Below are 26,612 nucleotides of genomic sequence, written 5' to 3' on the forward strand. Positions count from 1 at the left end.
GGAATTCGATCATCCGGTCCTGGTCCATGATCCAGCCATTCAGCGTCTGGCCGGACTTGATCCCCTCGACGACCACGACGCCGGCGGAATCGCCTTCGTCGTGTACGCAGAAATGCACGGTCATTGTGTGCCCTCCCCTTAGTACTGGCGGCGACGCTAGGGCGATGGGGTGGGGTGGTCAACGCGGGTCGGGTCTGTTGTGGAGCCGGCGTTCTTCTTGCGGTCGGCGTCGTGCAAAAAAAGCCCGGCCGTGAACAGGGCGCCTCCGACAGCCAGGCTGGCGCCAGTGACAAGCGATGCCCCGGCGGTGAGAAGCAGCCGTGCCAATGGCTCGAACACTGCTGGCCATAGGGCCAGGAGCGGTATCATCGCAAAGCTGGCGATCAGCGGGCCGAAGCTGAGTAGCGCGCCGACAATGATGGCCTTTCCCCTCAAATGAGGCGGGCGCCTGGCCAGCCAAGGGTGAAGGATGTTGAGCAACACGAGGCCCGAGATGAAGCTAATGAACTGATCCCATGGGAAGCCGTTGAACTCGACCGGTACGACGAAATAGGCGATGACGTGCAAGGCCACGTACGGGATCAGCAAGGCGAGCGTCAATCGCTGGACGAGCGGCAGCTTCCTCAACAGCGGCACATCCCTGCTCCTGGCGGGGGCTCGGGGGGCGGCGCCCCCGCTTGCAGCCTCACCCAACCGGCCGCTCATCCGCAATGACTTTCCCATCATTCGGCAGGCTTCCCGGCGGCACCACCTCGACCGCTCCGCGCAGCCGCGTCACGGCCTGCAACGACGCCGCGAGCGCGTCGAGCAGCCCATCCGATGCCGCCGCTTCCGCGCACAGCGTCATCGCGTCCTGCTCGCCATCCCGCGTCACCACCAGCCGCAAGCGGCCGACGCCCGGATGCCGCTGCGCGATCTCCGCCACCTGTTCCGGCCGCACGAACATCCCCTTCACCTTGGCCGTCTGGTCGGCGCGGCCGCGCCAGCCGACGATGCGCGTGTTCGTCCGCCCGCAGGCCGACACGCCCGGCAGCACCGCCGACAGGTCGCCCAGCGCCAGCCGCAGGATCGGATGCGCCGGATCCGGCACGGTGACGACCACCTCGCCGATCTCGCCATCCGGCACCGGGTCGCCGGTGCCGGGGCGGACGATCTCGACGATCACCTGCTCCGCCACCACGCGCCCGTCGCGCGCCGGCGTCTCGTAGGCCACGCAGCCGAGATCGGCCGTTCCGTACATCTGGAAGGCATCGATGCCGCGTGCCTTGACCTCCGCCTGGAGCGACGGCGGGAAGGCGGCGCCGGAGACCAGCGCGCGGCGGATCGACCGCGCATCCCGCCCGGCCTTCTCCGCGGCATCGAGCAGGATCTTCAGGAAATCCGGCGTGCCGGTATAGCCGGCGGGGCGATACGCCTCGATCAGGTCGAGCTGCGCGTCGGTATTGCCCGGCCCGGCCGGGATCACCGCGCAGCCGATCGCCTGCAACCCGTGGTCCATCATCCAGCCGCCGGGTGTCAGGTGATAGGCGAAGGTGTTCAGCGCCACGTCGCCTGCCCGGAAGCCGGCCGCGAAGAAGGCCGACGCCAGGTGCCAAGGGTCGGGCTTGCGGGCCTCGCCCTCGAAGATCGGCCCGGGGGACAGGAACAGCCGGCCGAAGGACCCGGGGGCCGCCGCGACGAAGCCGCCGAAGGGCGGGGCCGCCTTCTGCGCCGCCGGCAGATCCGCCTTCCGCAGCACGGGAATCCGCGCCAGCGCCCCCCGCCCGGTCACCGAAGCCGGGTCGATCCCCGCCAGCCGCGCCGCCTGGGCCGGGGCGCGGGAAGCAGCCGCGACGACAGCGGGCAGCAACCCCGCCAGCTCCGCGTCCCGCGCATCGGCGCTGCGCGTCTCTCGCGCGTCAAAAAATTCTCCCATGGCGTCCTCTCCTGGCAGGCTCTTCTCCGGATGCTGCCTTCGTGGCACATCCTCCGTCACACGGACCTGGAGGAAAAGATGGCCGGCGTGTTCTGGTACGATGGCACATGGACCACCGAGGAGCCGAAGATCGTCGGCCCGATGGACCACGCCTTCTGGCTCGGCTCGGTGATCTTCGACGGCGCGCGGGCCATCAAGGGCTGGGCACCTGACCTTGATCGCCATTGCGCCCGCGCCGTCGCCTCGGCCAAGGCGATGCTGATGAAGCCCACCAAGACGGCGGCCGAGATCGAGGCGCTGTGCCGCGAGGGCATCCGCCGCATGGGGCCTGACGCGGAACTCTACGTCCGGCCGATGTTCTTCATCCGCAAGGGCCTGGGCGCGGCGCGGCCGGACCCGGACAGCACCGACTTCATCCTGTCGATCTATGACAGCCCGATCCCGCAATGGGGCGGCTTCTCCGCCGTGATGGCGCCCTTCCGCCGCCCGACGCCGGAAATGGCGCCGACCGATGCCAAGGCCGCCTGCCTGTATCCGAACGGCGCGCGCGCGTCCGCCTTCGCCGCGACGCAGGGTGCGGACAACGCCGTCATGTGCGACGCGATCGGCCATGTGGCCGAATTCGCCAGCGCCAACCTGTGGTTCGCCAAGGATGGCAAGGTCATCACGCCGGCGGTCAACCACACCTTCCTGAACGGCATCACGCGCCAGCGCGTGATCGGCCTGTTCCAGGATGCCGGCGTGGCGGTCGAGGAACGCTCGGTGAAGCCCGCCGACCTTGAGACGGCAGACGAGATCTTCTCGACCGGCAACTACGCCAAGGTGCAGCCCTGCACGCGCTACAACGGTCGCGACATGCAGATCGGCCGTTTCGCGACGCAGGCGCGGGAGATGTACTGGCGCTGGATGGAAGCGGCACCGAAGGTCGTCTGATACCGACGGTCGCATGACGGCCCGCTGGTGTGCGGATCTTTGTGCTCGATACCAGTCGTGAGGTGATGCGCATCGGTCGAACCGAGAGGGGCCTTGCCCCTCTCGGGCTCTCCCCACCAAAGGCCAGCTCTCCCCACCAAAGGCCAGTGGGCCTTTGGAAACCGATTTCGGGCGCCCGGCATCGCGGTCCATATCGGCGCCGAGACCCAGCCTTGCGCAGGAGCGAGTGTTGAGGCGTAGCCCGGCCACCGTGCCCGGCACCAAGTCCCCGCGGTCCAGGGGGCCGTAGCCCCCTGGTGGGGTGGTCCGGAGGGGCAAAGCCCCTCCGGTCTCTGCCGCATCACCGCTTGCGCACTGCCCACCCCGCACGCATCCTGCACGCCGCACTGCTCACGACTCAATCGCTCGCGTTGTCGCAGCGCATTCTGGGGTCTCGCGGCGGATTGCGCCGTGCCGCCGGCGGGACTTTGCTCTGCGTCACGCAGTGAGTCCGCCTCGCGGCCACGGAGGCTACCGCATGCCCGCTCCACGCAAGATCCGTCTTGGTGTCTCCATGATCGGCATGGGGTATCACCTCGCCGCCTGGCGACACCCGCAATCCTCGGCTGGCGGCAATATGGAATTGCAGCACGCCGTGCGCGTCGCGCAGGTCGCCGAGCGCGGCCTGCTCGACATGGCGTTCCTCGCCGATGGCGTGGGCATCCGCTTCAACGACGTGCCCACCGGCGCGCTGTCGCACACCTGCAAGAATGTGCAGTTCGAACCGCTGACGCTGCTGTCCGCGCTGGCGATGGTGACGCAGCATGTCGGCCTCGCCGCGACGGCATCGACCACCTACAACGAGCCCTATCACATCGCGCGCAAATTCGCCTCGCTGGACCACATCAGCGGCGGGCGCGCGGCGTGGAACGTGGTGACCAGCGCGACCGACATGGAGGCGCAGAATTTCGGCCTGGTCGGCGCCCCGCCCAAGACCGGCCGCTACGACCGAGCCATCGAATTCGTCGATGTCGTGAAGGGGCTGTGGGAGTCCTGGGAGGACGACGCCTTCATCCGCGACAAGGCGGCGGGCCTGAACTACGACCCGTCCAAGGTGCATATGCTGGACCACGAAGGCGCGCATTTCCGCGTGAAGGGCCCGCTCAATGTCGCGCGCACGCCGCAGGGGCGGCCGATCATCATCCAGGCCGGCGCATCGGATCAGGGGCGGGAACTCGCCGCCGCAACGGCCGATGTGATCTATGCCGCGTCACAGACGCTGGAGGATGCGCGCGCCTACTACAATGATGTGAAGGGCCGCATGGCGAAGTATGGCCGCGATCCTGACCAGTTGAAGATCATGCCCGGCATCATGGCGGTGCCCGGCCGCACGCGGCAGGAAGCGCTCGACCGCTACCAGGTGCTGCAGGATCTGGTGCAGCCCATCGTCGGGCTCGGCGCGTTGGCGAACTACCTCGGCGATCTGTCGGACTACGACCTGGATGGCCCGGTGCCGGAACCGGACCCCGCCGACCGGCGCGACCACAGCCGCGGGCAGATCTTCCTGGAGATGGCGCGGCGCGGGAACCTGTCGATCCGCCAGCTCTACCTGTCGATCGCCGGCGGCAACGGGCATCGGCTGGTGATCGGCACGCCCGCGGATATCGTCGATGCCATGGAGGACTGGTTCCATGGCGGCGGCGCGGACGGCTTCAACCTGCTGCCGACCTGGCTGCCGGGTGGGCTTGAGGAGGTGGTCGAGATGGTGATCCCCGAGATGCAGCGGCGGGGGCTCTACCGCACCGCCTATGAGGGGAAGACGCTGCGGGAGAATCTGGGGCTGGCCTGGCCGGAGCATCCGGCGGCCGCGGCGAAACGCGCCGGCATGGCGCAACTGCTCGGGAGTGCCGCACAATGAAGCGCCTGATCCTCGCCGCGCTGGTCGCGCTGGCGGCCCTGCCGGCTGCCGCGCAGACGCTGCGCATTGGCATGAAGGCCACGATCGACGGTTCCGATCCGCATCAGAGCTACAGCCCGAACCGAAACGTGCAGATGCATGTCTATGAATCGCTCGTCTTCCAGGACGCGACGATGCACGCGGTCCCGGGCCTCGCGGAATCCTGGCGGGTGGTCGATGACAACACCTGGGATTTCCGCCTGCGCGAGGGCGTGACCTTCCATGACGGCTCGCCGCTGACCGTCGCCGATGTCGCCTTCTCGATCCGCCGCGCGGCCGATGCGCGGGGCCTGCGCACCTACAGCGCCCAGCTGCGCGCCGTGGCCGGGGTGGAGGAAGTGGACGCGCGCACCGTGCGCATCCGGACCAACGGGCCGTCACCGCTGCTGCCGAACAACCTCGCCTCGGTGATGATCGTCTCCGCCGCCGCGGTCGGGCCGAATGCCACCGAGGATGATTTCAACGGTGGCCGCGCGGCGGTCGGCACCGGCCCCTATCGCTGGGTGCGCTATTCGCCCGGCCAGGATGTGACGCTGGAACGTGCGGCGCGCCACTGGGCGCCGCCGGAACCCTGGCAGCGCGTTGTCTTCCGCTTCATCCCGAACGACAGCGCGCGCGTCTCCGCCCTGCTGGCCGGCGACGTCGACGTGGTGGATGCCGTGCCGCCCGCGCTCTACGGCCGCGTGCGCACCGACTCGCGCAGCCGGCTGGTGACCGACACCTCCGGCTTTAATTTCTACATCTACATCGACAGCGGGCGGGACCGGTCGCCCTTCGTCACCGGCGTGGACGGACAGCCGCTGGACCGCAACCCGCTGAAGGACCCACGCGTGCGGCAGGCGCTGTCGATCGCCATCAACCGCGTGGCATTGGCCGAACGCGCCATGGAAGGCGGTGCGGAACCGGCGGGGCAGATCGCGCCCCCTGGCTATATCGGCAACGTGCCGGACCTCGCCATCCCGCGCTACGACCCGGCACGCGCCCGCGCGCTGTTGGCGGAGGCCGGCTATCCGCAGGGCTTCGGCCTGACGATCCACTGCACGGGCGACCGTTTCGCCGGCGATGCGCGGAGCTGCCAGGCGATCGGCCAGATGTTCACCGCCATCGGCATCAAGACCGAGGTGGAGACGCTGCCCTCCGCCATCTTCTTCCGCCGCGCCAATCGCGGCCCGCCGGGCGAGCCGGAATTCTCCGCCTCCCTGTCGATGTTCTTCACCACCACCGGGGTCGCGCCGGAGGGCATGAGCACCATCCTGCGCACCTGGAATCCCGCGCTGAATCATGGTGCGTCCAACCGCGGCCGCTATTCGGACGCGCTGCTCGATCGCCTGCTGGGTGAGATCGAGACGACGCTGGACGACTCGCGGCGCGAGGCCTTGACGGAACAGGCGGTTCGGCGCGCGATGGAGGATGTCGCGATCATTCCGGTCTTCTTCGTCCGGTCCGCCTGGGGCACGGCGCGCAACATCACGCTCACCCCGCGCGGAGACCAGTACACCATGGCGACGGGCATTCGCGTCGCGCGCTGATATCGAAGGGGGAAACCCATGAAGAAGAAACAGATCAAGCTCGGCGCCTTTCTTTCGGTGCCGGGCAATCACCTCGCCGGCTGGCGGCACCCCGATGCGGTGGCCGAGACGGACATGGATTTCGGCTGGTACATGCGCCTCGCGCAGATGGCCGAGAAGCACCTTTACGACACCATCTTCTTCCAGGACACGGTGGCGGTCGGCGGGTCGGATGCGCTGAAGGCCGGCGACATGACACGCACGCGGCTGTCGCGCATCGTCAAGCTGGAACCGACCGCCTGCCTCGCCGCCATGGCAGTGGGCACGTCGCATATCGGCCTGGTGGCGACGGCGACGACGACCTTCAACGAGCCCTACAACATCGCCCGCCGCTTCGCGACGATCGACCACATCTCCAACGGGCGCTGCGGCTGGAACCTGGTGACGTCACAGATCGAGGACGAGGCCGGCAACTTCAACCTCGACACCCATGTCGACCACGCCGCGCGCTACGAACGCGCCATCGAATTCTACGAGGTCGTCGCCGGGCTGTGGGATTCCTGGGAGATCGACGCCTTCCTGCGCGACAAGGACAGCGGCATCTGGTTCGACTACGACAAGATGCATTTCCTCGACCACCACGGGAAACACTTCAACGTGCGCGGGCCGCTCAACGTCTCCCGCACGCCGCAGGGGCGGCCGGTGGTGGCGCAGGCGGGGTCGTCGGAACCGGGGCGGGAACTGGCTGCGCGCACGGCCGATGTGGTGTTCACCGCGCAGACCGAATTGCAGGCGGCGCGCGAATTCTTCGCCGACGTGAAGGGCCGCACGGCGAAATACGGCCGCCTGCCGGACGACATCAAGATCATGCCCGGCATCACCCCCGTCATCGGCCGCACGATGGAGGAAGCGCAGGAGAAGTACGACCAGCTCCAGGCGCTGCTGCCCGATGACGTCGCACTCGCCGCGCTGGCGCGCTTCACGCGCGGCATCGACATCTTCTCCTACCCGCTCGACGGCCCGATGCCCGACCTGCCGGAAGCGAATTCCGCCAAGTCGCGCCAGAAGCTGATCATGGACATGGCGAAGAAGAACAACATGACGCTGCGCCAGGTGGCGCGGTCGGTCTCCGCCGCACAGGGCCATCGCGTGCTGGTCGGCACCGCCGAATACATCGCCGACGAGATCCAGGAATGGCTGGAGAAGGACGCCGCCGACGGCTTCAACATCATCTGCAACTACTACCCGAAGCCGTTCGAGGATTTCTCGAACCTGGTGATCCCCGAGCTGCAGCGGCGCGGCATCTTCCGCACGGAATACGAAGGCAAGACGCTGCGGGAAAACCTCGGCCTGCGGGTGCCAGAAAACCGCTACACCGCGGCACGGCGGGCGCAGGCGGCGGATTGAGCGTGGCCGGCGCTACAGCACCGGGCTGAACATCGTCAGCGTGTTCTCCCACAGGCGGCGCGGCATGGTCCGGTGCCGCATGCTGTCGGGCAGGATTTCCGTGGCGGCACGCAGATAGGTCTCCTGCCGCTCGCGGATCTGCCGCGCCATGGCCTCCGAGCACAGCAGGATGTTGTTCTCGAAATTCAGGTCGATGCTGCGACGATCCATGTTCGCCGAGCCGACCAGCGCGGCGGCGCGGTCCGACACCAGCGTCTTGGCGTGCAGCAGGCCACCGTGGAATTCGAACACCCTGACGCCGGCGCCAAGCAGTTCGGCATAATACGCACGGCTGATCGCACCGACCGCCCAGGAATCATTGCGGGCGGGCAGGATCAGCATCGTCTCGACCCCGCGCCGGCCGCAGGAAACAAGCGCCGCGAGCAGCGGCGCGTCGGGCACGAAATAAGGGGTGGAGACCACCACCTCCCGCTCCGCCCCGCCAAGCAGCGCGATGAACACATCCGACATCGCGCCGCGCGGCGAATTGGGTCCGGTGCCGAAGGCGATGGCGGGGAAGCCTCCGGGCAGCGCCGCCGGTGCCGGGCCGGCCAGCACCGGGCGCAGATCCTCCCCGGTTTCCGCCATCCAGTCGGTGGCGAACAGCAACTGGTTCTGCACCACCACCGGCCCTTCGAAGGACAGCATGATGTCCACCCAGGGCGCGAAGCGCGCCTTGACGCGGAATTCCGGATCCGCGCAGTTCTGGCTGCCGCAGAAGGTCAGGCGATTGTCGATGACGACGATCTTGCGGTGATTGCGCAGATCGACGCGGCTGCCGAGCAGCGCCAGCGCGCCACGGGCGACGGGCAGCGCGCTTTGCAGGCGTACCCCCGCATCACCCATCTTGCGCCAATGCGATGACCGCACCAGCGGCCGCGACCCGATGCCATCGGCCATGACCCGACAGGTCACGCCGCGCGCCGCGGCCCGGCACAGCGCCTCGACGACCCGCAGCCCGTTGGTGTCCGCCAGCCAGATGTAGAAGGCGATGTGGACGCTGTCGCGCGAGGCGTCGATCGCCTCGACCATCGCGGCGATGGCCGCGTTGGAATCGGTGGCGAGGTGCGCGGCGTTGCCGTCCACGGTCGGGCACAGCGCCAGCGCCTCGCACAGCCGGAAGGCCGGCCGGAAGCGTTCCACCACGACGTCATGCGCCGCCGCCGCGTCCCGGCAGCCGGCCTGCGCCTCGCCGGCGAGCAGTTCAGCCGCGGCAACAGACCGGTGGCGCAAGCGGCTGGCGAGCCGGGGTTCGCCCACAAGCAGGTACAGGCCAACGCCGACGCCCGGCAGCAGCAGCAGCGCGAGCACCCAAGCGGCGCGCGACATCGGGTCCCGCCCGTCCACCAGCAGCGCGCGCAGGATGACCAGGAGGTGGACAATCGCGAAGGCCGCGACCACGAGGAGATGGACCGAGATCAGCATGCCCGTCCCGCGTGCCCGGGATCGGCCGAATTGTCCATCGGTTCCGCCGCGACACCAGCGGCCGGGGCGCCCTTGCGAGGTCCGGCACCACGGCGCGCCGGCCGTAACTGGCCGGCATCGGAATGGCCCGCCGGCATGGGGCCTGGCGCCTCAGCCCACGACCGTCGCCAGCAGCGATCTCAGCGGACCACGCAGGCTCAGCGCGGCGACCAGCGCGACCGCGGTCAGCACGAAGACCGCCAGGCGGCGGACCACGACGTCCTCGTAAAGGTCCTCGATATCGCCGTCCCAGCAGTTGCGGATGGTCCGCGCCAGGCGCCACAGGTTCAGCGCGACCAGTATCGCGAGGCACAGGATCAGGATGGTGTCGGCGTCCATCGGGGCTCCCGGTCACGCATCTGGTCGCCTGGGCCCAGGCCCCGCGGCGTCGCGCGTTCGTGATGCCATCATGGCCCGATCCGCTGGACTCTTTCCAGCATCAGGTGGCCAGCGCCGCGGCCAATGCCCCGAAAGCCTGGTCGGGGTCGCTCGGCTCGGTCCTGGCCTGGGCCAGCACGGCCTCGATCGCCGGGGCCAGGCGCACCGCCTCATCCGCCTGCAGGTCATGGCCGGTGCGATAGGCGCCAAGCCGCACCAGGTCGCGCACCTCGGCATAGGTGGACAGCAGCCGCCGCGCCTCGGCCACCAAGGGGCGTTCATGCGGGTCGAGCACCCCGGGCGCGGTGCGCGACAGCGACCGCTGCACATCGACCGGCGGGTACCGTCCGGACTCCGCGATGCGGCGATCGAGCACGACATGGCCATCGAGGATGCCGCGCACCGCGTCGGCCACCGGCTCGTCATGGTCGTCACCTTCGACCAGCACGGTGAACAGCGCGGTGATCGCGCCCCCGCACCCCTCCGGCCCCGGACCCGCGCGTTCCAGCAGGCGCGGCAATTCGGTGAAGACGGATGGCGGGAAGCCGCGCGTCGCCGGCGGTTCGCGCACCGCCAGGCCGATCTCCCGCAAGGCCAGGGCGAAGCGCGTCACGCTGTCCATCAGCAGCAGAACTTGGCGGCCCCGGTCGCGGAAATGCTCGGCGACGGTCATGGCGGCATAGGCCGCTTCCCGCCGCATCGGCGCCGCCATGTCCGAGGTGGCGCAGACCACCACGGATTTCGCCAGCCGCTCCGGTCCCAGGTCGTCCTCGATGAATTCGCGCAATTCCCGGCCGCGTTCGCCGACCAGCGCGAAGACGATGATATCCGCCTCCACGCCGCCGGCCAGCATCGCCATCAGCGTGGACTTCCCCACGCCTGATGCGGCGAACAGTCCCAGCCGCTGCCCCTGCCGCACCGGCGCGAACAGGTCCAGCGCGCGGACGCCGAGCGCCAGGCGCGGCCCCAGCCGCGCGCGCCGGCCGGCCGGCGGGGCAGGGGCATGCGTCACCCGCGGCGCCGCGCCCGGCGCGGGCGGCGGGCCGCCATCCATCGGCAATCCCATCGGGTCCAGAACCCGGCCCAGCCAGGCATCCGACACCGCCAGCGCCGGGCGCGGCGCGAGCACCGCGCGCACCCCATCCGACAGCCCGGCCAGCGGGCCCATGGCGATCGCCTCCGCCCGTCCGTCGCGGAAGGCGGCGATCTCGGCCAGGGCGGTGACGCCGTTCGGGCCCTCCAGCCGTACCCGGTCGCCGATGGCCGCCAGCGGGCCGAATCCCTCAAGCGTGACGCCAAGGCCACCCAGCCCGGCGACCGACCCGTGGATGGTCTCCCGCGGCAGGAGGTCGATGGCGGCAGCGGCGGCGAGCAGGTCGGCGGGCATCGGGTGGATGATGCACCGCGAGGGCTTGGCGGGGCGTTAATCCCCGGCGGCCAAGGACCCGACCCTTGCCCCGCGCCCGCCACGCCGCATCGGGCCGGACCGGCGCGGCCAGCAAGACCGGCGGGCGGCCTATCCGATCAGCAGGTGGAAATCCGCGACGGTCGCGCCGAACACATGCGCCGTCTCGGTCGTCGAGCCGTCGGTGAAGGCGAAAAGCCCGCCGCCCAGGTCGCTCACGCCGACCGGGCGAACGCCCAGGACCAGCAGCCGATCCCCTTCGGCGGCATCGAAGCCGAGGATGGTATCCCCGTTGATGTTGCCCATCGCCAGGCGGAAGACGTCGGCGTCCGCCCCCCCGCGCATCAGGTCCGCACCCGCCCCGCCATCGATGATGTCCCGCCCGGCGCCGCCCTCGATCGTGTCATTGCCCGCGCCGCCATACAGGCGGTCCGCGTCGCGCCCGCCGACCAGCAGGTCGTTGCCCGCATGACCGAACAGGAAGTCGTTCCCGTCGCCGCCGAACAGGGAATCCTGCCCGCCCTGGCCGGTCATGGTGTCGCGGCCGGCGCCGCCAAGCAGGCGGTCGTCGCCGGCCCAACCGGCGATCAGGTCGTCCCCGGCCTCGCCCCATACCGAATCATTGCCGGCCCCCGCATCGACGCGATCATTGCCCGTGCCCGCGATGACACGGTCGCCATCGCGCCCGGCATGGATGGTATCGTCACCGGTGCCGCCATTGATGGTGTCGGCGCCATCCCCGCCCAGCAGGCGGTCGCCGCCATCGTCGCCGCGCAGGTGGTCGTTGCCGCGGCCGCCATCGACCAGGTCGGCGCCGGCCAGGCCGGCGATCACGTCGCTGCCGTTGTTGCCGAACAGGAAATCCTCGCCGGACTGGCCGACCAGGATGTCGTCGCCGCCGCCGCCGGACAGCGCCCCCCCGGCCGCGTCGGCGCGCCCCGCGCCCGAGACGCTGGCGGCGAACAGCACGTCGGCGACGTTCAGCGTGCCGGTGAAGTTCGCAAGACTGACCTTGATCGTCGTCGACGAACCCGCCGGATCGCTGACGAGGAGGTAGTCGCTGCCGAACTGCGTGTTCGACGCCGTGCCCCCGATCAGCCGAAGGTCGATCAGGTCGCCATCGGCCTGGGTGAAGTCGGTGATGGTGTAGTTGGCGACCTGCGACGACGGCGTGATGGCCAAGATCTGGAACAGGTCCGCCCCGCCCAGGCCGGTGAAGGTGAACGCGCCGGTCGAGATGCCGCCGAGCACATCGGCATTCGGCGATCCGATGAGCCCCGCGGGATAGGCGCCCGCATACTGGAACACGTCGCCCGCCGCGTCGCCGCCGCGCGTCAGCGCGTCATTGACGAACAACTGGACGGTCACGCCTTCGGCCGAGCCGGCGTAGCTCAGGGTCACGCCGCCGGCCGTCGCGTCGATGTAGTCGGCACCCGCCGCGCCTTCGACCGTGCCGCCGGCCGCCGCGCGGATCCAGTCGTTGAGCGAGCCGCCGATGACATTCTCGAAGCCGGTCAGCGTATAGGTATGGTCGGCCGCCGGGCTGAAGGGCGGGTTGCTGCCGACGGGCGGGGACGGGTCGGACGGGGCGGCACGTTCGCCGGCGATGCCCGCGATCAGGTCCACGAAAAGCTGCATGGGTGCGAGGACGTTGCCGTAGAACACGCCGAAGGTGTCCGACCCGGCGCCGCCGTCGAAGATCCCGAAACTGCCGCCGCCCAGGATGGTGTCGTTGCCGTTGCCGCCCGAGAGATCCTCACCGAGGCCGCCGGCCAGGAAGCTGTAGAGCAGGTCGTTGCCGTCACCGCCGCGCAGGATGTCGGCGCCGGCGCCGCCATAGATGATGTCGTCGCCTCCCAGCCCATGCACTTCGGACTGCGTCGTGGTGAAGTCGGTGGCGTTGTTCTCGAGCGTGGACGGGTCCTGGATGACCGGATTGATCGTCAGCACATCGGCGTATTGCGTGCCGACGATGAAGGAGTTGGCGTATTCGCCCGGTTCGCTGTGATAGATCAGGCCGCCGACCGCGCCGAACATCACCACGTCGGTTCCCGTGGGCAGTTGCGCCCCTTGGGGCGGGGTGAAGCCGCCATCCGACATGTAGGCCGACAGGTTGGACAGGGAGGTCAGGTTGCCGGTGTTCGCCTCGATCCTGGTCTTGTTCGACCGCACGAAGTTCAGGATGCGCGTGATGTCGTCGCTGTCCTGTTGCGTCAGGCCGACCGAGGCGAGGAAGTCCGTGCTGAGCGTGACCTCGGCGTAGACCTTCTGGGTATTGTTGTCCGCGAATTCGAGCCCCATCCAGAAGTCGCCGGCGGCGTCGGGGTTGAAGGGCATCGGCGCCGGTTCCGACAGGTCCACGCCCGGTGCCGTCGGCAGCACCAGGACATCCTGGCTCGGGTCGAAGTCGCGGACGACGAGCACATCCTCCTGCGGCGTCACGACGGGCCCCAGGCTTTCGATCCAGCTGAGGAAGCCGGTGACCAGCACCTCGCCCACGCCGCCCAGCGCCGCGGCGACGAAGCCGGTGCCGATCGCCTCCGACCCGTCCTTGAAGATGTTGGCCAGGCCCGTCTTCACCGAACCGCCGGTGATCGTCGACACGTCCGCCTCGAAGAACTTGCCCCAGAAGCCCGACCCGTCATTGGCGGCTTCGGTGTAGCTCAGCATGAAGATGTCGGCGCCGCCGCCGCCCGACAGGATATCGAGGTATCCGGTGCCGCGCGGGCCGCCATACAGAAAGTCCGACCCCGTGCCCCCGGTGACGGTGTCGGACCCGTCGCCGCCGAACAGCTGGTTGCTGCCGGCGCTGGCGGCGATCGAATCGTTGCCGTCGCCGCCGGACAGGATGTTGTTGCCGCCGCCGCCGATGATGGTGTCGTTGCCGTCGAAGCCCGCGATCGTGTCGTCGCCGTCGGTGCCGCTGTAGGGCGCGGGGATGAAGCCGTTGATGGTGGGCCACAGGTAGAAGTAGTCCACCTCGTCGCCATAAAGCAGGTCGTCGAAGGGGGTGGCGTTGATGGAATCGTCGCCGGAGCCGCCATAGGCCGCGATCGCGTTCAGCGATGCGCCGGTGGCGGAGATGACGTCATCGCCGGGTCCACCAAGAAAATACGGAAGCTGGGCGGGTGACGGCGGGGCAAGTTGCTGGGCCACGCTGGCGGTCATCGTATCGTTGCCGCCACCCATCTCGAAGGTGCCGTAGATCTCCGTGAACAGCGTGTCGTTCTGGTCGACCCCGGAATCGACCGTCCAGACGTACCAGTACTGGTAGAAGGTCTCGTAGGGGAACGAGATGTTCTTGATCTGGATGTCGTAGGCGTTGTCGGTTCCCTGCAGGAAAACGGTGGTCAGCCCGCCGCCGGGATCCTCGGACTGAACCTGCTGCCAGTCCCGCGCGGAGATGCTGATGGCCCCAAGAATGGAGGCCTGCGTTTCACTGGCTGGCATGAACGCCTCATTTTTGGATAAATTCGACAATCGTTACTAATAAGTAAACAATATCCCAGCGGCGCCGTAAAGCCGATACGACGCCGCACCAGTCACGCGGTCCGCCAGGCCTTGGCGGTCCATGGGGCGCGGGGCCTCCCCCGCGGCCCCGCGCCAGGGGGGTCGCGCCCGGCGCTGATTTCCGCTAACCCCCCGCGGCCATGCGTCACTTCCTGGACTTCGAAAAGCCGATTGCCGAGCTGGAAGGCAAGATCGAGGAGCTGCGTCGGACCACCGACGCCGGCGGCATCGATGTTGCCGATGAGGTCGGCCGCCTGCGCGACAAGGCGCAGGCGCTGCTCAAGGCCACCTATGCCAAGCTCACGCCCTGGCAGAAGGCGCAGGTCGCCCGCCATCCCGAACGCCCGCATTGCTCCGACTTCATTGCCGCGCTGATCGACGACTACACCCCGCTGGCCGGCGACCGCGCCTTCGCCGACGACGCCGCGGTGATGGGTGGCATGGGTCGCTTCCGCGGCCGTGCGGTGATGGTGCTGGGCACCGAGCGCGGCCACGACACCGACAGCCGGGTGAAGCACAATTTCGGCATGGCGCGGCCCGAGGGCTACCGCAAGGCGCGCCGGCTCATGGAACTGGCCGGCCGCTTCGGCCTGCCGATCCTGTCCTTCGTCGACACCGCCGGCGCCTTCCCCGGCATCGAGGCCGAGGCGCGCGGCCAGGCCGAGGCCATCGCCCGGTCGATCGAAGCCGGCCTCGAAGCCCCGGTGCCCTTCATCGCCACCATCATCGGCGAGGGCGGGTCGGGCGGGGCCATCGCGCTGGCCGCAGCCGACCGCATCATCATGCTGGAACATGCCATCTATTCGGTGATCAGCCCGGAGGGCTGCGCCTCGATCCTGTGGCGCGACGCCGCCCAGGCCTCGACGGCGGCCGAGGCGCTGAAACTCACGGCCGATGACCTACGCCGGCTGAATCTCGTCGACGCAATGGTGCCCGAACCGCTGGGCGGGGCGCATCGCGATGCCGAGGCGACGATCGCCGCGCTGGGCGACCGCATCGCCGAGTTGCTGGCGCCGTTGGTCGAGTTGGACGGTGCGACGCTGCGGGCGCGGCGGCGCGAGAAATTCCTGGAAATGGGACGCAGCGGGGCGCTTTAGGCGGCCCGTGGCTCCTCCCGGGAGGAGACCCCAGCATCGGGACGCAGGCGGCGCCTGCCAAGCCGTCATCGGCGCGGCCCGGCGCCCAACCCCCGCGCGACGGCGGACCAGCAGGGTGCGCCCGGCGGTGCGGTTGAGTCTGGCGGGTTTGTGCCTGTGCTTCTACCGTTCGCCCCATGACCGAGACCCTCCCCGACCTCCTCCTCATCGGCTGTGGCAAGATGGGTGGCGCCATGCTGTCCGGCTGGCTGGAGCGCGGCCTGTCCCGTGCCGTGGTGGTGGAACCCCACGCACCGGCAGCGGCCGCCTTCGCCGGCCGTGCCACCATCGTCGCCGATGCCGCGTCGATCCCGGCCGATTTCCGTCCCGCCGCGGTGATCCTCGCCATCAAGCCGCAGGAAGCGCCGGCGACCCTGCCCGCCTTCGCGCGCTTCGCGACGGGCGACACGTTGTTCGTCTCGATCATGGCCGGCCGATCCGTCGCGTCGATGCGCGCCGCGTTGGGGGACCAAGCGGCGGTGGTCCGCGCGATGCCCAACACCCCCGCCGCGGTGCGTCAGGGCTTCACCGCCGCCTTCGCCGCCCCTGGCGTGACGGCGGCGCAGCAGGCGCTCGCCGATGCCCTGTTACAGGCGGTGGGCGAGGTCGCCTGGGTGACCGAGGAGGACCAGATCAACCCGGTCACCGCCGTCTCCGGTGGCGGCCCGGCCTATGTCTTCCTGCTCGCCGAGGTCATGGAGAAGGCGGCGATCGAACAGGGCCTGCCGGCCGACCTCGCGCGCCGCATGGCCCGCGCCACGGTGGCCGGGTCGGGCGCGCTGCTCGCTGCCAGCAGCCAGGATGCGGCCGACCTGCGCATCGCCGTGACCAGCCCCAAGGGCACCACGGAACGCGCCCTGGCGGTGCTGATGCAGCCCGATGCCTGGCCCGCGGCGATGTCGAAGGCGATCCAGGCCGCGACGGATCGCGCCCGCGAACTGGCGGGCTGACCGTGTCGCCCCATATCCTGCCGTCATGAGCGAGTCCGACGACGAAGCCTTGATTGGCGCGCTGTGGCGCGTCATCGCGGAACATGGCTGGGCCGGCCTGACCATGGGCCGCCTCGCCGCCGAATCCGGCCTGCCGCTTTCGCTGCTGCGCAGGCGCCTGCCCAGCCGGCTCGACGCCTTGCTGCTGCATGGTCGGGTGGTCGACCAGGCCGTGCTGGCCGGCACCATCGCCGGGCAGGGTGGGCTGGCGCGCGACCGGCTGTTCGACGTGCTGATGCGCCGGCTGGATGCGCTCCAGCCGCACCGCGCCGGCATCCTGCGCTTCCTGAAGGACATGCCGCGCGACCCGGGCCTTCTGGCGCTGCTCGCCCCGCCGCTCGCGCAATCCATGCGATGGATGCTCGATGCGGCGGAGATCGAGGCGGATGCCGGGCTGCGCCGCCTGCTCGCACTCGGCCTCGTCGGCGTCTGGCTCGGCACGCTGCGCGCCTGGGCCGAGGATGAGAGCGAGGATCTCGGCCACAGCATGGCGGCACTTGACCGCCTGTTGGACCGTGCCGGGCAGATCGGGCGGACCTTCCGCCTGTTCCCGGCGGCCGCCGACGAACCGGCCGCGACGCCGCCGCCGGACGCCTGAGGGCTGGCTCGGCGCCGGTCCATGATGCCGGCGCGCGGGTCGCACCGGCCGGTGCCGGGTCATGGATCGCGCCGCGGGGCCCATGGTCGGATGGCCGCCGTACCGGCTGCGCGGTGCCAAGCCTTCCGCTGTTCATGATGCGGTGCGGCGGATTTGGGTCTAGGCTGCATCGCGCAACGCTGGGGAGCAGGCGATGTCAGACCATTTCAAGTTCAAGCCCGATTTCGACATGATGAAGGTCCTCGGCGAGTTCCGCATGCCGGCGATGCCCGACATGGAAGCCCTCGCGGCGGCGCAGCGCCGCAACATCGAGGCGCTGTCCACCGCCAACCGCGTCGCCCTGGAAGGGGCGCAGGCCGTCGCCCGCCGCCACATGGAGATCATGCAGGCCTCGGTCGCCGAGATGACCGAGGCGATGCGCGCCTTCTCCGCCACCGATGCACCGCAGGAAAAGGCGGCGAAGCAGGCCGAGATGGCCAAGGCCACCTATGAGAAGGCGGTCGGCAACCTGCGCGAGATCGCCGACCTGATCCAGAAGTCGAACAGCGAGGCGCTGTCCGTGCTGAACAAGCGCTTCGCCGAGGCGATGGACGAGGTGAAAGGCCTGGTTGCGAAGGACTGAACGCCTTTCGCGACGCTGGAGCATGCCGCGTTCGCATGCGCTCGCGGCACATGCTCCAGCCTATTGTTTTGGGAACATCTTCACCCGATCAGGTGATTCCACCTGCCCGGGTTCTGCGCCGGCCACTGCCTATCGGGCCGGTGCCGGCCCGGTGCCGCGCCCGATCAGGCGGCCCTGCGCGTCGTAGCGGCGCCAGCCATCGCCGCTGCGCTCGATCCGTCCGGTCGAGCGGCCCGATGCATCGTACAGCCGCGCCCGGTCGCCCGACCATTCGGTGCGCCCGGTCGCCCGGCCCGAGGCATCGTAATGGCGCAGCGTATCGCCGCGTTGCTCGCTGCGCCCTTCGGACCGTCCGGCGGAATCCATGTGGCGCGTGGTTCCGCCCCTTGTTTCCGATCGTCCCGTGAACCGCCCCGAGGCATCGTAGTGCCGCTGCGTGACCTGGCCTTCCGTACGGCCCACGGAACGTCCCGACGAATCGTATTGCCGCGCGGTCTGCGCGGTGGCGCCGGCGTGGCCCAGCACCGGCGGAAACAGCAGCGCAGCGAAGGCCAGGGCGGATACGGATCCGGCACGGGAAGCGGGCATCAATGGGTCTCCAGGGTGCCAGGATCACAGCGATCTGCGGCAAGCCTGCGGCCATCTGATTTACACAATCGCGTCACGTTGCTACCAACCGCCCGCCTTCCTGCCACCGTCGCCCAGCGGCGCCCGGAGCCCCCCCGGCCATGAAAATCGTCGCCTGCAACAGCAACCGGCCTCTGGCCGAGGCGGTCGCCGCCGCCTGCGGCATTCCGCTGACCAATGCCTCGGTCCGCCGCTTCGCGGATATGGAGGTGTTCGTCGAGATCCACGAGAACGTCCGCGGCGAGGATGTGTTCGTGGTGCAATCCACCTCCTATCCCGCCAACGACAATCTTATGGAGCTTCTGATCACGCTGGATGCGCTGAAGCGCGCCAGCGCGCGGCGCATCACGGCGGTGATCCCCTATTTCGGCTATGCCCGGCAGGATCGGAAGTCGGGCAGCCGCACGCCGATCAGCGCCAAGCTGGTGGCCAACCTGATCACCGCGGCCGGCGCCAACCGCGTGCTGACGATGGATCTGCACGCCGCGCAGATCCAGGGTTTCTTCGACATCCCCGTGGACAACCTGTTCGCCGCGCCGCTGTTCTCGCATGATATCCAGGAACGCTATGCGGGGCGCGAGCTGATGATCGTCTCGCCCGATGTCGGCGGCGTGGTGCGCGCGCGGGCCATCGCGGCACGGCTTGGCGTCGATCTCGCCATCATCGACAAGCGGCGCCCACGCGCCGGCGTGTCCGAGGTGATGAACGTGATCGGCGAGGTCGAGGGCCGCCATTGCCTGCTGGTGGACGACATCGTCGATTCCGGCGGCACGCTGTGCAACGCGGCCGAAGCCCTGTTGAAGGACGGTGCGCAGTCGGTCGGCGTCTATGTGACGCATGGCGTCTTCTCGGGCGGCGCCGTCGCGCGCATCGGCGCCGCGCCGATCGAGATGATGACGGTGACCGACTCGATCCAGGCGACCGAGGCGGTGCGCGTGTCGCGCAACCTCCGCCAGTTGACCATCGCGCCGCTGCTCGCCGAGGCGATGAAGCGGATCAGCGAGGAATCGTCGGTGAGTTCGCTCTTTAATTGACCCTCAGGCGGCGGGCGGCCGGCATCCACCGGCCTGGCCTTCGCGGGCCGATGCCCCTTGCACCGGACTGTTCGGTATGGGTTCAGGCATCGTCGGCAGGCGGGCGGCGGCACCTGCAGACCTTGCCTTCGCGTCCTGCGCCGGGGCATCGGCGGCGAATGACGACCTGGGCGCGGTCGCGCGGTGCGCCCGCGAATCATTCCGTATTGGTTGAGGATCTTCGATCGATCCGGCGGACGCCATCATCGGCCTGTACACTCGCCACGGCCTGGCCTGGGCCGCGGATCGCGGCACCGCGCCGGCCGAAGGCGACTGGATCGCGCGCTTCGCGGCCTGTCTGCCGCCCGGCGGCCATGTGCTCGATATCGGCTGCGGCGGCGGGGCGCCGATCGCCGCGTCCCTGACCGCGCAGGGCTTCGCGGTGACCGGGATCGACGCCTCGGCGCCGCTGCTCGGCCTGTGCCGTGAACGCTTCCCCGATGGCGAGTGGATCCTGGGCGACATGCGGCAGATGGCGCTGGGCCGCACCTTTGACGGGCTGATCGCCTGGGACAGCTTCTTCCACCTGAACCATGACGATCAGCGCGCCATGGTCCCACGTCTCGCCGCCCATGCCGCACCCGGCGCCGCGCTGATGTTCACCAGCGGCCCCGGCCATGGCGTCGCCCTCGGTCGCTATGCCGGCGAGATCCTGTTCCATGCGAGCCTGGACGCCCGGGAGTATCGGGCATTGCTCGCCGCGCAGGATTTCCTCGTCACAGGCCATGCGGTTGAGGATGCAACCTGCGGCGGCCGGACCGTGTGGCTGGCACGCCGCGCCGCCGATGGCCGGACATGTGGCCCGGCACCTGATCGCGGCGACGCCTGAACGGTCAGCCCCGCTGATCGACCCTGCACGCCGCGATGCCGGCAACCGGCGGTGCGCAGCGCGCCGGGCAGCTTGGCGGCGCCGGCCCCGCCGGCGATGCTGCGCGCCGCCCGTGCGGCGCGTCCCGAAAGCGCCGTCGGCAATGACAGCGCTGATCGCCTTTCCCGCCGCGCCGTCCTGCGCCGCGCATGCGGGTTATCGTGAACCCGCTGCCCGCCTACGGTTTGCGAACCGCATCGCGCACCGCATCCTTGGCGCCGCCGATCGCATTCTGCACCTTGCCTTCGACCTGGTCCGCCTGTCCTTCGGCCTGCAGCTTGGCGTCGCCCAGCACCTTGCCCACGACTTCCTTGACCGTGCCCTTCGCCTGCTTGGCGGCGCCCGCGATCCGATCCTTGTCCATAGGGTACCCCTGGTTCTGCCGGCGCCCGGAATGGGCGCCGTTGCCGATGGAACGCCCGAGCCCGATGCGGGTTGCGCCATGGCGCGGCGGCCGGGCGTCGATCATGCGTGTTGCGCCCCCGTGCCCAACGTCGCCCGTCGGCAGGCCGGGCGCGCCCGGCCGGCTTGCCAAGCCCCCCGGGCGGCCCGATCTTCCCGCCGGGCCGCCCTTCCGGCGGCAATGCGGAAGGACACGCGGCATGAAGCTCTACTATTCCCCGGGCGCCTGCTCGGTCGGCATCCATGTGCTGCTCGAGGAAATCGGCGCGCCGTATGAAGCCGTGATGGTCAACCTGCGCGAAGGCGCGCAGTTCAAGCCCGAATTCACCGGCGTGAACCCGAAGTCCAAGGTGCCGACGCTGGAACGCGACGACGGCTCGGTGATGACCGAATACCCCGCCATCGCCTTCTGGCTCGCCTCCCGCTTCCCCACCGCCCAGCTCATGCCGGTCGGCATGGACGCCCAGGCGCGCGCGCTGGAACTCGCCGACTATTGCGTCGCCACGCTGCACATGCAGGGCTTCTCCCGCATGTTCCGCCCGGTCAATTTCGCGCCCTCCGAGGCCGACCATGACGCGGTGAAGGCGCGCGGCGCCGAGATCTTCTCCAAAGGCCTCGCGCTTCTGGACAAGGCGCTGGAGGGCAAGGACTGGCTGGTCGGCAACTACTCCTTCGCCGACAGCGCGCTGTTCTATGTATCCTTCTGGTGGAACGGCCGCATGGGCAAGGAATTGCCGGCCAATATCGCCGCGCACTATGCGCGCATGAAGGCCCGCCCGGCGGTGCAGCGCGTGATGGCGGCCGAAGGCCTGACGTGACCGCCCCCTTCGCCATCATCGGCCACCCAGCCCCCGGTGAGCCGCGCCCATTCAGCCGGGCGACGCGCGCCGGTGGTCTGGTCTACGTGTCGGGGCATTCCGCCCCGCACGATCCGGCCGCCGGTATCCACCGGGGCGCCACCGCCGCCGAGCAGACGCGCAACGCGCTCGCCATGGTCGATGCCATCCTGCGGGAGGCCGGCAGCAGCCTGGACCGCGCCGTGCAGGTGACGATGCTGATCACCGACCCGGCCGACTACGCCGAATGCAACGCGGAATACGTGAAGCACTTCCCGAATGGCCTGCCGGCGCGGCACACCGCGCGCTTCGGCGTTCCCACCGAGGCGAAGGTCGCCTTCGCCTGCATCGCCCTGGACGGGGCCGCATGACCATGGGTCCGCGCGGTCCCGCCCATGCCGTTTTTCAAGCGAGCATCGTTCCCCGTCCGGGTGGTTCCATCCGGACGGCATCTACCCTGGCCGGAGACGCATCATGACCAAGCCGATTCTGTGGACCTCGACCCAGACCAGCGGGACCATCGTTCACCACATGGCAGCGGTGAGCGGGCTCGACCTCGACATCCGCTTCATCAGCCTCCGCAAGGGCGACCACAAGACGCCCGACTACCTCGCCATCAATCCGAAGGGAGAGGTCGCGGCGATCCAGATCCCCGATGCCGGCGTGACGATCACCGAGATCCCGGCCATGGCGCTGTGGCTCGCCGAGGCGGCGCCGGACTCGGGCCTGCTGCCGCGCGACGCGATCGGCCGCGCGAAGGGAATGGAATGGCTCGCTTGGTGCCATTTCCGCATGGCCAACACCTTCTACGTCGCCTTCCAGGCGAAGCGGCTGTTCGCGGATGACGAAGCCGCCGCCGCCACGCTGCGCGCCGCCGCGTCCGCTCGCGCGGGGGAAGCGCTGGCCTTCGCCGACGCAGTGCTGGCGAAGCAGCCGAACGGCACGCTGCTGGGCACGGCGCAGGTCACGGCGCCGGACATCTTCCTCGCCGCGCTGCTCGGATTCGCCGGCTTCCTCGGCCTGCCGACGGAAGGGCTGGTTCACCTGAAGGCGCTCGGGGCAAAGGTCGCCGCGGTGCCCGCCATCGCCGCCGCGACCGCGCGGGAAAAGGAAATCGGATGACCCTCGCGCTGAATCCCATTCCCTTCTGGTTCCTCCGCCACGGGGAGACCGACTGGAACGCCGAGGGCCGCAGCCAGGGGCGCACCGACATCCCGCTGAACACGGTGGGCCTGGCGCAGGCACGCCGCGCGGCGCTGGCGATGGTCGACCGCGACATCGTCACCATCGTCGCATCCCCGTTGTCGCGCGCACTCCGCACGGCGGAGATCGTCGCAGAAGCGCTGAACCTGCCGGTCGGCACCGATGTCGAATTGCAGGAAGTCTGCTTCGGCACCGAGGAAGGCAAGCCGATGGGCGACTGGTACGACGACTGGGTCGCCGGCACCTACACGCCGGACGGCGCGGAAACCTTCAACGGGCTGCACGACCGCGCGGTCGCGGCGATCAACCGCGCGACGGCGCTGCCCGGGCCGGTGCTGGTGGTGGCGCATGGCGCGCTGTTCCGCGCACTGCGCCGCGCGCTGGGGCATGCGCCGAATGTGCGCACGCCGAATGCGCTGCCGACCTTCTGCTCGCCGCCGGCGAGCGGCGCGGTGTGGGAGATCAGCCCGGTGACGCTGCCGCATCTGCCGGCGTGACGGGCGGATGGAGAGGGGCGTCGCCCCTCTCCAGACCTCACCCCACCAGGGGCCAGCGGGCCCCTGGACCGCGGGGAATTGGTGCCCTGCGCGGCGGCAGAGCGGTCATGGCACGGGCCCGGTGCCGGAATTGGCTGTCTCGGCGCTTCGACGCTTCTGCGTAGGCCCTGGGCATCGCGCCTGTTGAAGGTCGATTCCCGGCGCTGGGCCCACTTGGCGCACGGCGTGCCCGAAGGCGGCCCTCGGCGCCGATCCCGACATCCCCGCCCCATACCAGGTGCCGGCATTCCAAAGGCCCCCAGGCCTTTGGCGGGGTGGCTTGGAGGGGCGGTGCCCCTCCAACCTTCAAGCGCCCGCCGGCCGTCCCATCACGAACCGCCGGTAGATCGCCCCCAGCGCGATCAGCGCCAGCCCCAGCCCGAGGAAGGACAGCACGCGCCACAGCCCGACCAACGCGTCCATGTCCACCAGGAACACCTTGAACGTCACCAGCGCGATCACGGCGAGCGCCGCCAGCCGGATTTCCTTCCGCCCGCTGCGGATGCCGATCGCCACCATCACGGCGCCGAGCAGCAGCCAGGCGCCGGAATAGGCGTACATTTCCGCCTCGCCGATCGGCAGCACGCCAATCTTCTCGGGGTGGAAGGCGCGGCGCACTTCCAGCGTCACCCAGGCGAAGGCCGAGACCAGCGCATAGCCGGCCAGTACCTGCGCAGCGCCTGGCGGTTGGCGGGCTTCCGGCGCGCGCGCGATCGCCCAGGCGGCCAGCAGCGCCGGCAGCAGATAGGCCGGCGCCAGCGCATTGAGCAGCGGCCACGCGCCGACATCGCGGTTGGTGGTCCAGGGATTGGCCGCGAGCAGGATCAGCCCGACCAGCAGCCCGACCAGCCCCGCTGCCCGCGCCGCCCACAGCATCGCCGCCCGCCCGCTGCGCCGGTGCAGCAACAGTGCGACGGCGGCGCAGGCGAACAGCGCGCTGCATTGCCAGGCGGCTTCCGCGAAGTCCCAGCGTTCGGCCGCCAGCGCGCCCGGATGGAAGGCGTGGCGGATCTCCAGCAGCACCAGCAGCGTTGCGAACAGCGCCGCGCCGCATTCCAGCAGCCGCACGACGATGCCGTCGCGCTGCCGCAGGAAGATCCGCGCCGCCCACCAGAAGCAGATCGCCGGCACGCCATAGGCCAGCAGCAGCCCGTTCAGCAGCGGCGTCTCGCCCCAGTCATAGCCGAGCACGAAGCCGTTCAGCGTCAGCCGCACCAGCACCAGCGCCGCGACCACGGCGGCGACCCGGCGCAGCGCATCGAGCCCCGTCCGCGCGCAGATCATCGCCAGCGGCGGCAGGAACAGTGCGACGGCGAGCGTCAGCCACTGGTCCCGCAGCACCATCGCGAAACCGAGCGCGAGCGCCGCCGTCGCCGCCGCCGCATGGGCGCCGGCACGCTGCGGGTCCGCCGAGCGCATCCCGCGCGCCGCCGCGCCGACATGCACGGCGGCGAGCGCCGCCGCGACCAACGCCCAGGTCGGATCGGTCGCGAAGCCCCGCACGCGGCCATAGGCGACCAGCAGCGTGACCACCGGCACGGTGGCGGCCAGGCCTGCCCAGGCCAGCGCGCGTGTCTCCAGCACCAGTCCCGCCAGCAGGTGCATCAACGCCAGGATCAGCGCGATGGTCAGGTACCGCGTCAGCGCCTCCGGCACCCAGGCGCCGGGAATGAAGGCCTGCGTCACGCCCTCGACCGTAACCGCCTCCCCAGTGGGCGACCATGGCGGCACCAGCCAGACCAGCAGCATGACCAGGCCGAGTATGGCAGCGATCCAGGGAAGCCGGACCAACCGCTGGTCACGCAGGCCGGCGAGGATGGCGACAGGCGATACCAACAGAATGCCGGCCGCCGAGGCGAGATCGGTTTCGAACATCGCGAGCGGCAGCAGGGCGGCACCGAGGAAGGCCGGCGGCAGATGCGCAAGCCGCCGGCCAAGTGTGCCGGCCAACGCTTCCCGCGGCAGCAGGAACAGGAAGCAGGCCGCCGCCGCCGGCACGAAGATCGCCGGCGCCCAGAGGTCGAGCCCCTTGCCGATCGCCGTGCCTGCCACCACCCAGAGCGCCCCGGCCACCGTCGCGGACCAGCCGAGCCAGCCCCAGGCGGTGGCCCGCACCACCATCATCGCCGCCGCCACGACCACCAGCAGATAGGCGAAGAGGCCGGGCAGGGAGGGGTCGTCGGTGGCGACCAGGGCGGGGGTGAGGAAGGCGCCGACCAGCCCGACCACGGCGACCAGCGGGCCGCGCCGCAGCGACAGCAGCATGCCCAGCGCGCCCGCCGCGGCCATGCCGATGAAGCCGAGCAGCGGCGGCAGGAAGGTGTAGAGCGACGTCGCGGCATAGGTCGCGCCAAACAGCATGGCGACGCCGCCGGCGGCGAGGGCGGGCGGCGCGTAGTCCGGCATCGCGCCCACAGGCGCGTGGTCCGATATTGCGCCGGTGGGCGCGTCATCCGGCGAACCGCCGGCGGGCGCGGGGGCCGTGGACCGCTTCGCCAGCCATTCCCCGGCCAGGATCAGCGCCACGCCGAGCAGTCCGGCCAGCGCGCAGCGCATCGCCGGCCCGAGCCAGCCTTCCTCCACCGCGAAGCGGATCAGGAAGACGCCAGCCAGCAGCAGCGCCCCGGCACCGAGCCAGACGCCCCAGCGTTGGGTGATCAGCTCCTCGAGGTTGCGCTGCGGGCGCGCGCCGCCTGGCCGCGACCAGGGCGGCAATGCGGCGTCCGGGCCGGCGTCGGCCTCGACGGCCTGCGGCGCCTGCTCCTCGGTCGGCGTGCCATCGGCCGCCGGCGCGGGTTCGGGGGGCGGTGCGAAGGTGGGCGCCGCATAGGGCGACGGTGCGTAGACCGGCGATGGCGCGGCGGCAGCCTCGGGCGGGCGGAAGCCGGCCGCGACCAGGGCGCCGGCCATGCCACTCACCTCCGCCCGCAGGGCGGCGAGTTCGGCCCGCAGCGCCTCTGCGTCCCGCCGGGCCCGCCCGGCACGGGCGAAGGCGGCGACGCCCAGCCCCCAGCCGCCGAAGAAGATGATGCCGAGGAGAAGTGCGAGACCTTCCATGCCTGGAACGCTTCCGCGCCGCGCCGCGCCGCGTCAAGGGTTCCGGTGCTTGCGCCTGTGACCCGCATCGCCTAGAAGCGGCCCGCGTCGGCACCCCTGGAGGCCGGCGCTTGTCGTGCTGGCATGTCCGCAAGGCCCCGGCACGGCGACAGCATCAACCTGAAGGAACA

General features: G+C 70.1%; 23 protein-coding genes. 14 read left to right on the forward strand and 9 right to left on the reverse strand.

The annotated features are described in order from the left end of the window. Window positions 1-156: 156 nt before the first annotated feature. Window positions 157-627: a hypothetical protein gene (locus AAFN86_RS10165; RefSeq protein WP_347543195.1), complete on the reverse strand. Its 471-nt coding sequence runs from the start codon at window positions 625-627 to the stop codon at window positions 157-159. Window positions 628-685: 58 nt separating this feature from the next. Next, complete coding sequence (locus tag AAFN86_RS10170) at window positions 686-1,915, reverse strand: AMP-binding protein (RefSeq protein ID WP_347543196.1); 1,230 nt, start codon at window positions 1,913-1,915, stop codon at window positions 686-688. A 78-nt stretch (window positions 1,916-1,993) separates the two neighbouring features. Here AAFN86_RS10170 and AAFN86_RS10175 point away from each other — a divergent pair, with 78 nt between their 5' ends. The 4 genes from AAFN86_RS10175 to AAFN86_RS10190 all read left to right on the forward strand — a co-directional run bounded on the left by AAFN86_RS10175 (window position 1,994) and on the right by AAFN86_RS10190 (window position 7,699). Further along, window positions 1,994-2,848 carry a branched-chain amino acid aminotransferase gene (locus tag AAFN86_RS10175; RefSeq protein ID WP_347543197.1) on the forward strand — a complete coding sequence of 285 codons (855 nt, stop codon included), beginning with the start codon at window positions 1,994-1,996 and terminating at the stop codon, window positions 2,846-2,848. A 517-nt stretch (window positions 2,849-3,365) separates the two neighbouring features. Then, window positions 3,366-4,745, forward strand: a complete 1,380-nt coding sequence (locus tag AAFN86_RS10180) for an LLM class flavin-dependent oxidoreductase (RefSeq protein WP_347543198.1) — start codon at window positions 3,366-3,368, stop codon at window positions 4,743-4,745. Further along, the gene (locus tag AAFN86_RS10185) at window positions 4,742-6,313 is read left to right on the forward strand and encodes an ABC transporter substrate-binding protein (protein WP_347543199.1); all 1,572 of its coding nucleotides are present in this window, start codon (window positions 4,742-4,744) and stop codon (window positions 6,311-6,313) included. Before AAFN86_RS10180 ends, AAFN86_RS10185 begins: the two co-directional genes overlap by 4 nt. 18 nt (window positions 6,314-6,331) lie before the next feature. Further along, window positions 6,332-7,699, forward strand: a complete 1,368-nt coding sequence (locus AAFN86_RS10190; RefSeq protein WP_347543200.1) for an LLM class flavin-dependent oxidoreductase — start codon at window positions 6,332-6,334, stop codon at window positions 7,697-7,699. 12 nt (window positions 7,700-7,711) lie between these two features. Here the strand turns inward: AAFN86_RS10190 and cls are convergent, their stop codons facing one another. The 4 genes from cls to AAFN86_RS10210 all read right to left on the reverse strand — a co-directional run bounded on the left by cls (window position 7,712) and on the right by AAFN86_RS10210 (window position 14,435). After that, window positions 7,712-9,163, reverse strand: a complete 1,452-nt coding sequence (gene cls, locus AAFN86_RS10195) for a cardiolipin synthase (protein ID WP_347543201.1) — start codon at window positions 9,161-9,163, stop codon at window positions 7,712-7,714. A 150-nt stretch (window positions 9,164-9,313) separates the two neighbouring features. Then, on the reverse strand, window positions 9,314-9,541 hold the full coding sequence (locus AAFN86_RS10200; RefSeq protein ID WP_347543202.1) for a hypothetical protein: 228 nt from the start codon (window positions 9,539-9,541) through the stop codon (window positions 9,314-9,316). A 100-nt stretch (window positions 9,542-9,641) separates the two neighbouring features. Then, the gene (locus tag AAFN86_RS10205) at window positions 9,642-10,967 is read right to left on the reverse strand and encodes a FliI/YscN family ATPase (protein ID WP_347543203.1); all 1,326 of its coding nucleotides are present in this window, start codon (window positions 10,965-10,967) and stop codon (window positions 9,642-9,644) included. A gap of 129 nt (window positions 10,968-11,096) precedes the next feature. Continuing rightward, a complete protein-coding gene (locus tag AAFN86_RS10210) occupies window positions 11,097-14,435 on the reverse strand; it encodes a hypothetical protein (protein WP_347543204.1) in 3,339 nt (1,112 codons plus the stop codon). A gap of 200 nt (window positions 14,436-14,635) precedes the next feature. Here AAFN86_RS10210 and AAFN86_RS10215 point away from each other — a divergent pair, with 200 nt between their 5' ends. The 4 genes from AAFN86_RS10215 (at window position 14,636) to AAFN86_RS10230 (ending at window position 17,840) form a co-directional block, all read left to right on the forward strand. Beyond that, the gene (locus tag AAFN86_RS10215; protein ID WP_347543205.1) at window positions 14,636-15,592 is read left to right on the forward strand and encodes an acetyl-CoA carboxylase carboxyltransferase subunit alpha; all 957 of its coding nucleotides are present in this window, start codon (window positions 14,636-14,638) and stop codon (window positions 15,590-15,592) included. A gap of 176 nt (window positions 15,593-15,768) precedes the next feature. Next, entirely contained in the window at window positions 15,769-16,581 is an 813-nt protein-coding gene (proC, locus tag AAFN86_RS10220) for a pyrroline-5-carboxylate reductase (RefSeq protein ID WP_347543206.1), read from the forward strand. A 25-nt stretch (window positions 16,582-16,606) separates the two neighbouring features. Beyond that, window positions 16,607-17,218, forward strand: a complete 612-nt coding sequence (locus tag AAFN86_RS10225; RefSeq protein WP_347543207.1) for a TetR family transcriptional regulator — start codon at window positions 16,607-16,609, stop codon at window positions 17,216-17,218. Between the two features lie 193 nt (window positions 17,219-17,411). Next, complete coding sequence (locus AAFN86_RS10230) at window positions 17,412-17,840, forward strand: TIGR01841 family phasin (protein ID WP_347543208.1); 429 nt, start codon at window positions 17,412-17,414, stop codon at window positions 17,838-17,840. A 129-nt stretch (window positions 17,841-17,969) separates the two neighbouring features. On the opposite strand, the gene AAFN86_RS10235 is transcribed toward AAFN86_RS10230, so the two are convergent. Beyond that, the gene (locus tag AAFN86_RS10235; protein WP_347543209.1) at window positions 17,970-18,428 is read right to left on the reverse strand and encodes a type IV secretion protein Rhs; all 459 of its coding nucleotides are present in this window, start codon (window positions 18,426-18,428) and stop codon (window positions 17,970-17,972) included. Between the two features lie 140 nt (window positions 18,429-18,568). On the opposite strand from AAFN86_RS10235, the gene AAFN86_RS10240 reads away from it, so the two are divergent. Then, window positions 18,569-19,501: a ribose-phosphate pyrophosphokinase gene (locus tag AAFN86_RS10240; protein ID WP_347543210.1), complete on the forward strand. Its 933-nt coding sequence runs from the start codon at window positions 18,569-18,571 to the stop codon at window positions 19,499-19,501. A 316-nt stretch (window positions 19,502-19,817) separates the two neighbouring features. After that, the gene (locus AAFN86_RS10245) at window positions 19,818-20,369 is read left to right on the forward strand and encodes a class I SAM-dependent methyltransferase (RefSeq protein WP_347543483.1); all 552 of its coding nucleotides are present in this window, start codon (window positions 19,818-19,820) and stop codon (window positions 20,367-20,369) included. A gap of 217 nt (window positions 20,370-20,586) precedes the next feature. Here AAFN86_RS10245 and AAFN86_RS10250 read toward each other — a convergent pair whose 3' ends face one another. Beyond that, a complete protein-coding gene (locus AAFN86_RS10250; protein ID WP_347543211.1) occupies window positions 20,587-20,877 on the reverse strand; it encodes a CsbD family protein in 291 nt (96 codons plus the stop codon). Window positions 20,878-21,010: 133 nt separating this feature from the next. Between AAFN86_RS10250 and AAFN86_RS10255 the strand changes: the two genes are divergently transcribed. The 4 genes from AAFN86_RS10255 to AAFN86_RS10270 all read left to right on the forward strand — a co-directional run bounded on the left by AAFN86_RS10255 (window position 21,011) and on the right by AAFN86_RS10270 (window position 23,346). Beyond that, the gene (locus AAFN86_RS10255) at window positions 21,011-21,628 is read left to right on the forward strand and encodes a glutathione S-transferase N-terminal domain-containing protein (RefSeq protein WP_347543212.1); all 618 of its coding nucleotides are present in this window, start codon (window positions 21,011-21,013) and stop codon (window positions 21,626-21,628) included. Then, entirely contained in the window at window positions 21,625-22,017 is a 393-nt protein-coding gene (locus AAFN86_RS10260) for a RidA family protein (protein ID WP_347543213.1), read from the forward strand. Before AAFN86_RS10255 ends, AAFN86_RS10260 begins: the two co-directional genes overlap by 4 nt. 103 nt (window positions 22,018-22,120) lie before the next feature. After that, window positions 22,121-22,768, forward strand: a complete 648-nt coding sequence (locus AAFN86_RS10265) for a glutathione S-transferase family protein (protein ID WP_347543214.1) — start codon at window positions 22,121-22,123, stop codon at window positions 22,766-22,768. Beyond that, window positions 22,765-23,346, forward strand: a complete 582-nt coding sequence (locus AAFN86_RS10270) for a histidine phosphatase family protein (RefSeq protein ID WP_347543215.1) — start codon at window positions 22,765-22,767, stop codon at window positions 23,344-23,346. Before AAFN86_RS10265 ends, AAFN86_RS10270 begins: the two co-directional genes overlap by 4 nt. Before the next feature lie 345 nt (window positions 23,347-23,691). Here AAFN86_RS10270 and AAFN86_RS10275 read toward each other — a convergent pair whose 3' ends face one another. Further along, window positions 23,692-26,442 carry a DUF2339 domain-containing protein gene (locus tag AAFN86_RS10275; protein ID WP_347543216.1) on the reverse strand — a complete coding sequence of 917 codons (2,751 nt, stop codon included), beginning with the start codon at window positions 26,440-26,442 and terminating at the stop codon, window positions 23,692-23,694. Window positions 26,443-26,612: the final 170 nt, after the last annotated feature.

The sequence above is a fragment of the Roseomonas sp. CAU 1739 genome (genome assembly GCF_039839775.1).
Classification (GTDB): Bacteria; Pseudomonadota; Alphaproteobacteria; order Acetobacterales; family Acetobacteraceae; genus Neoroseomonas.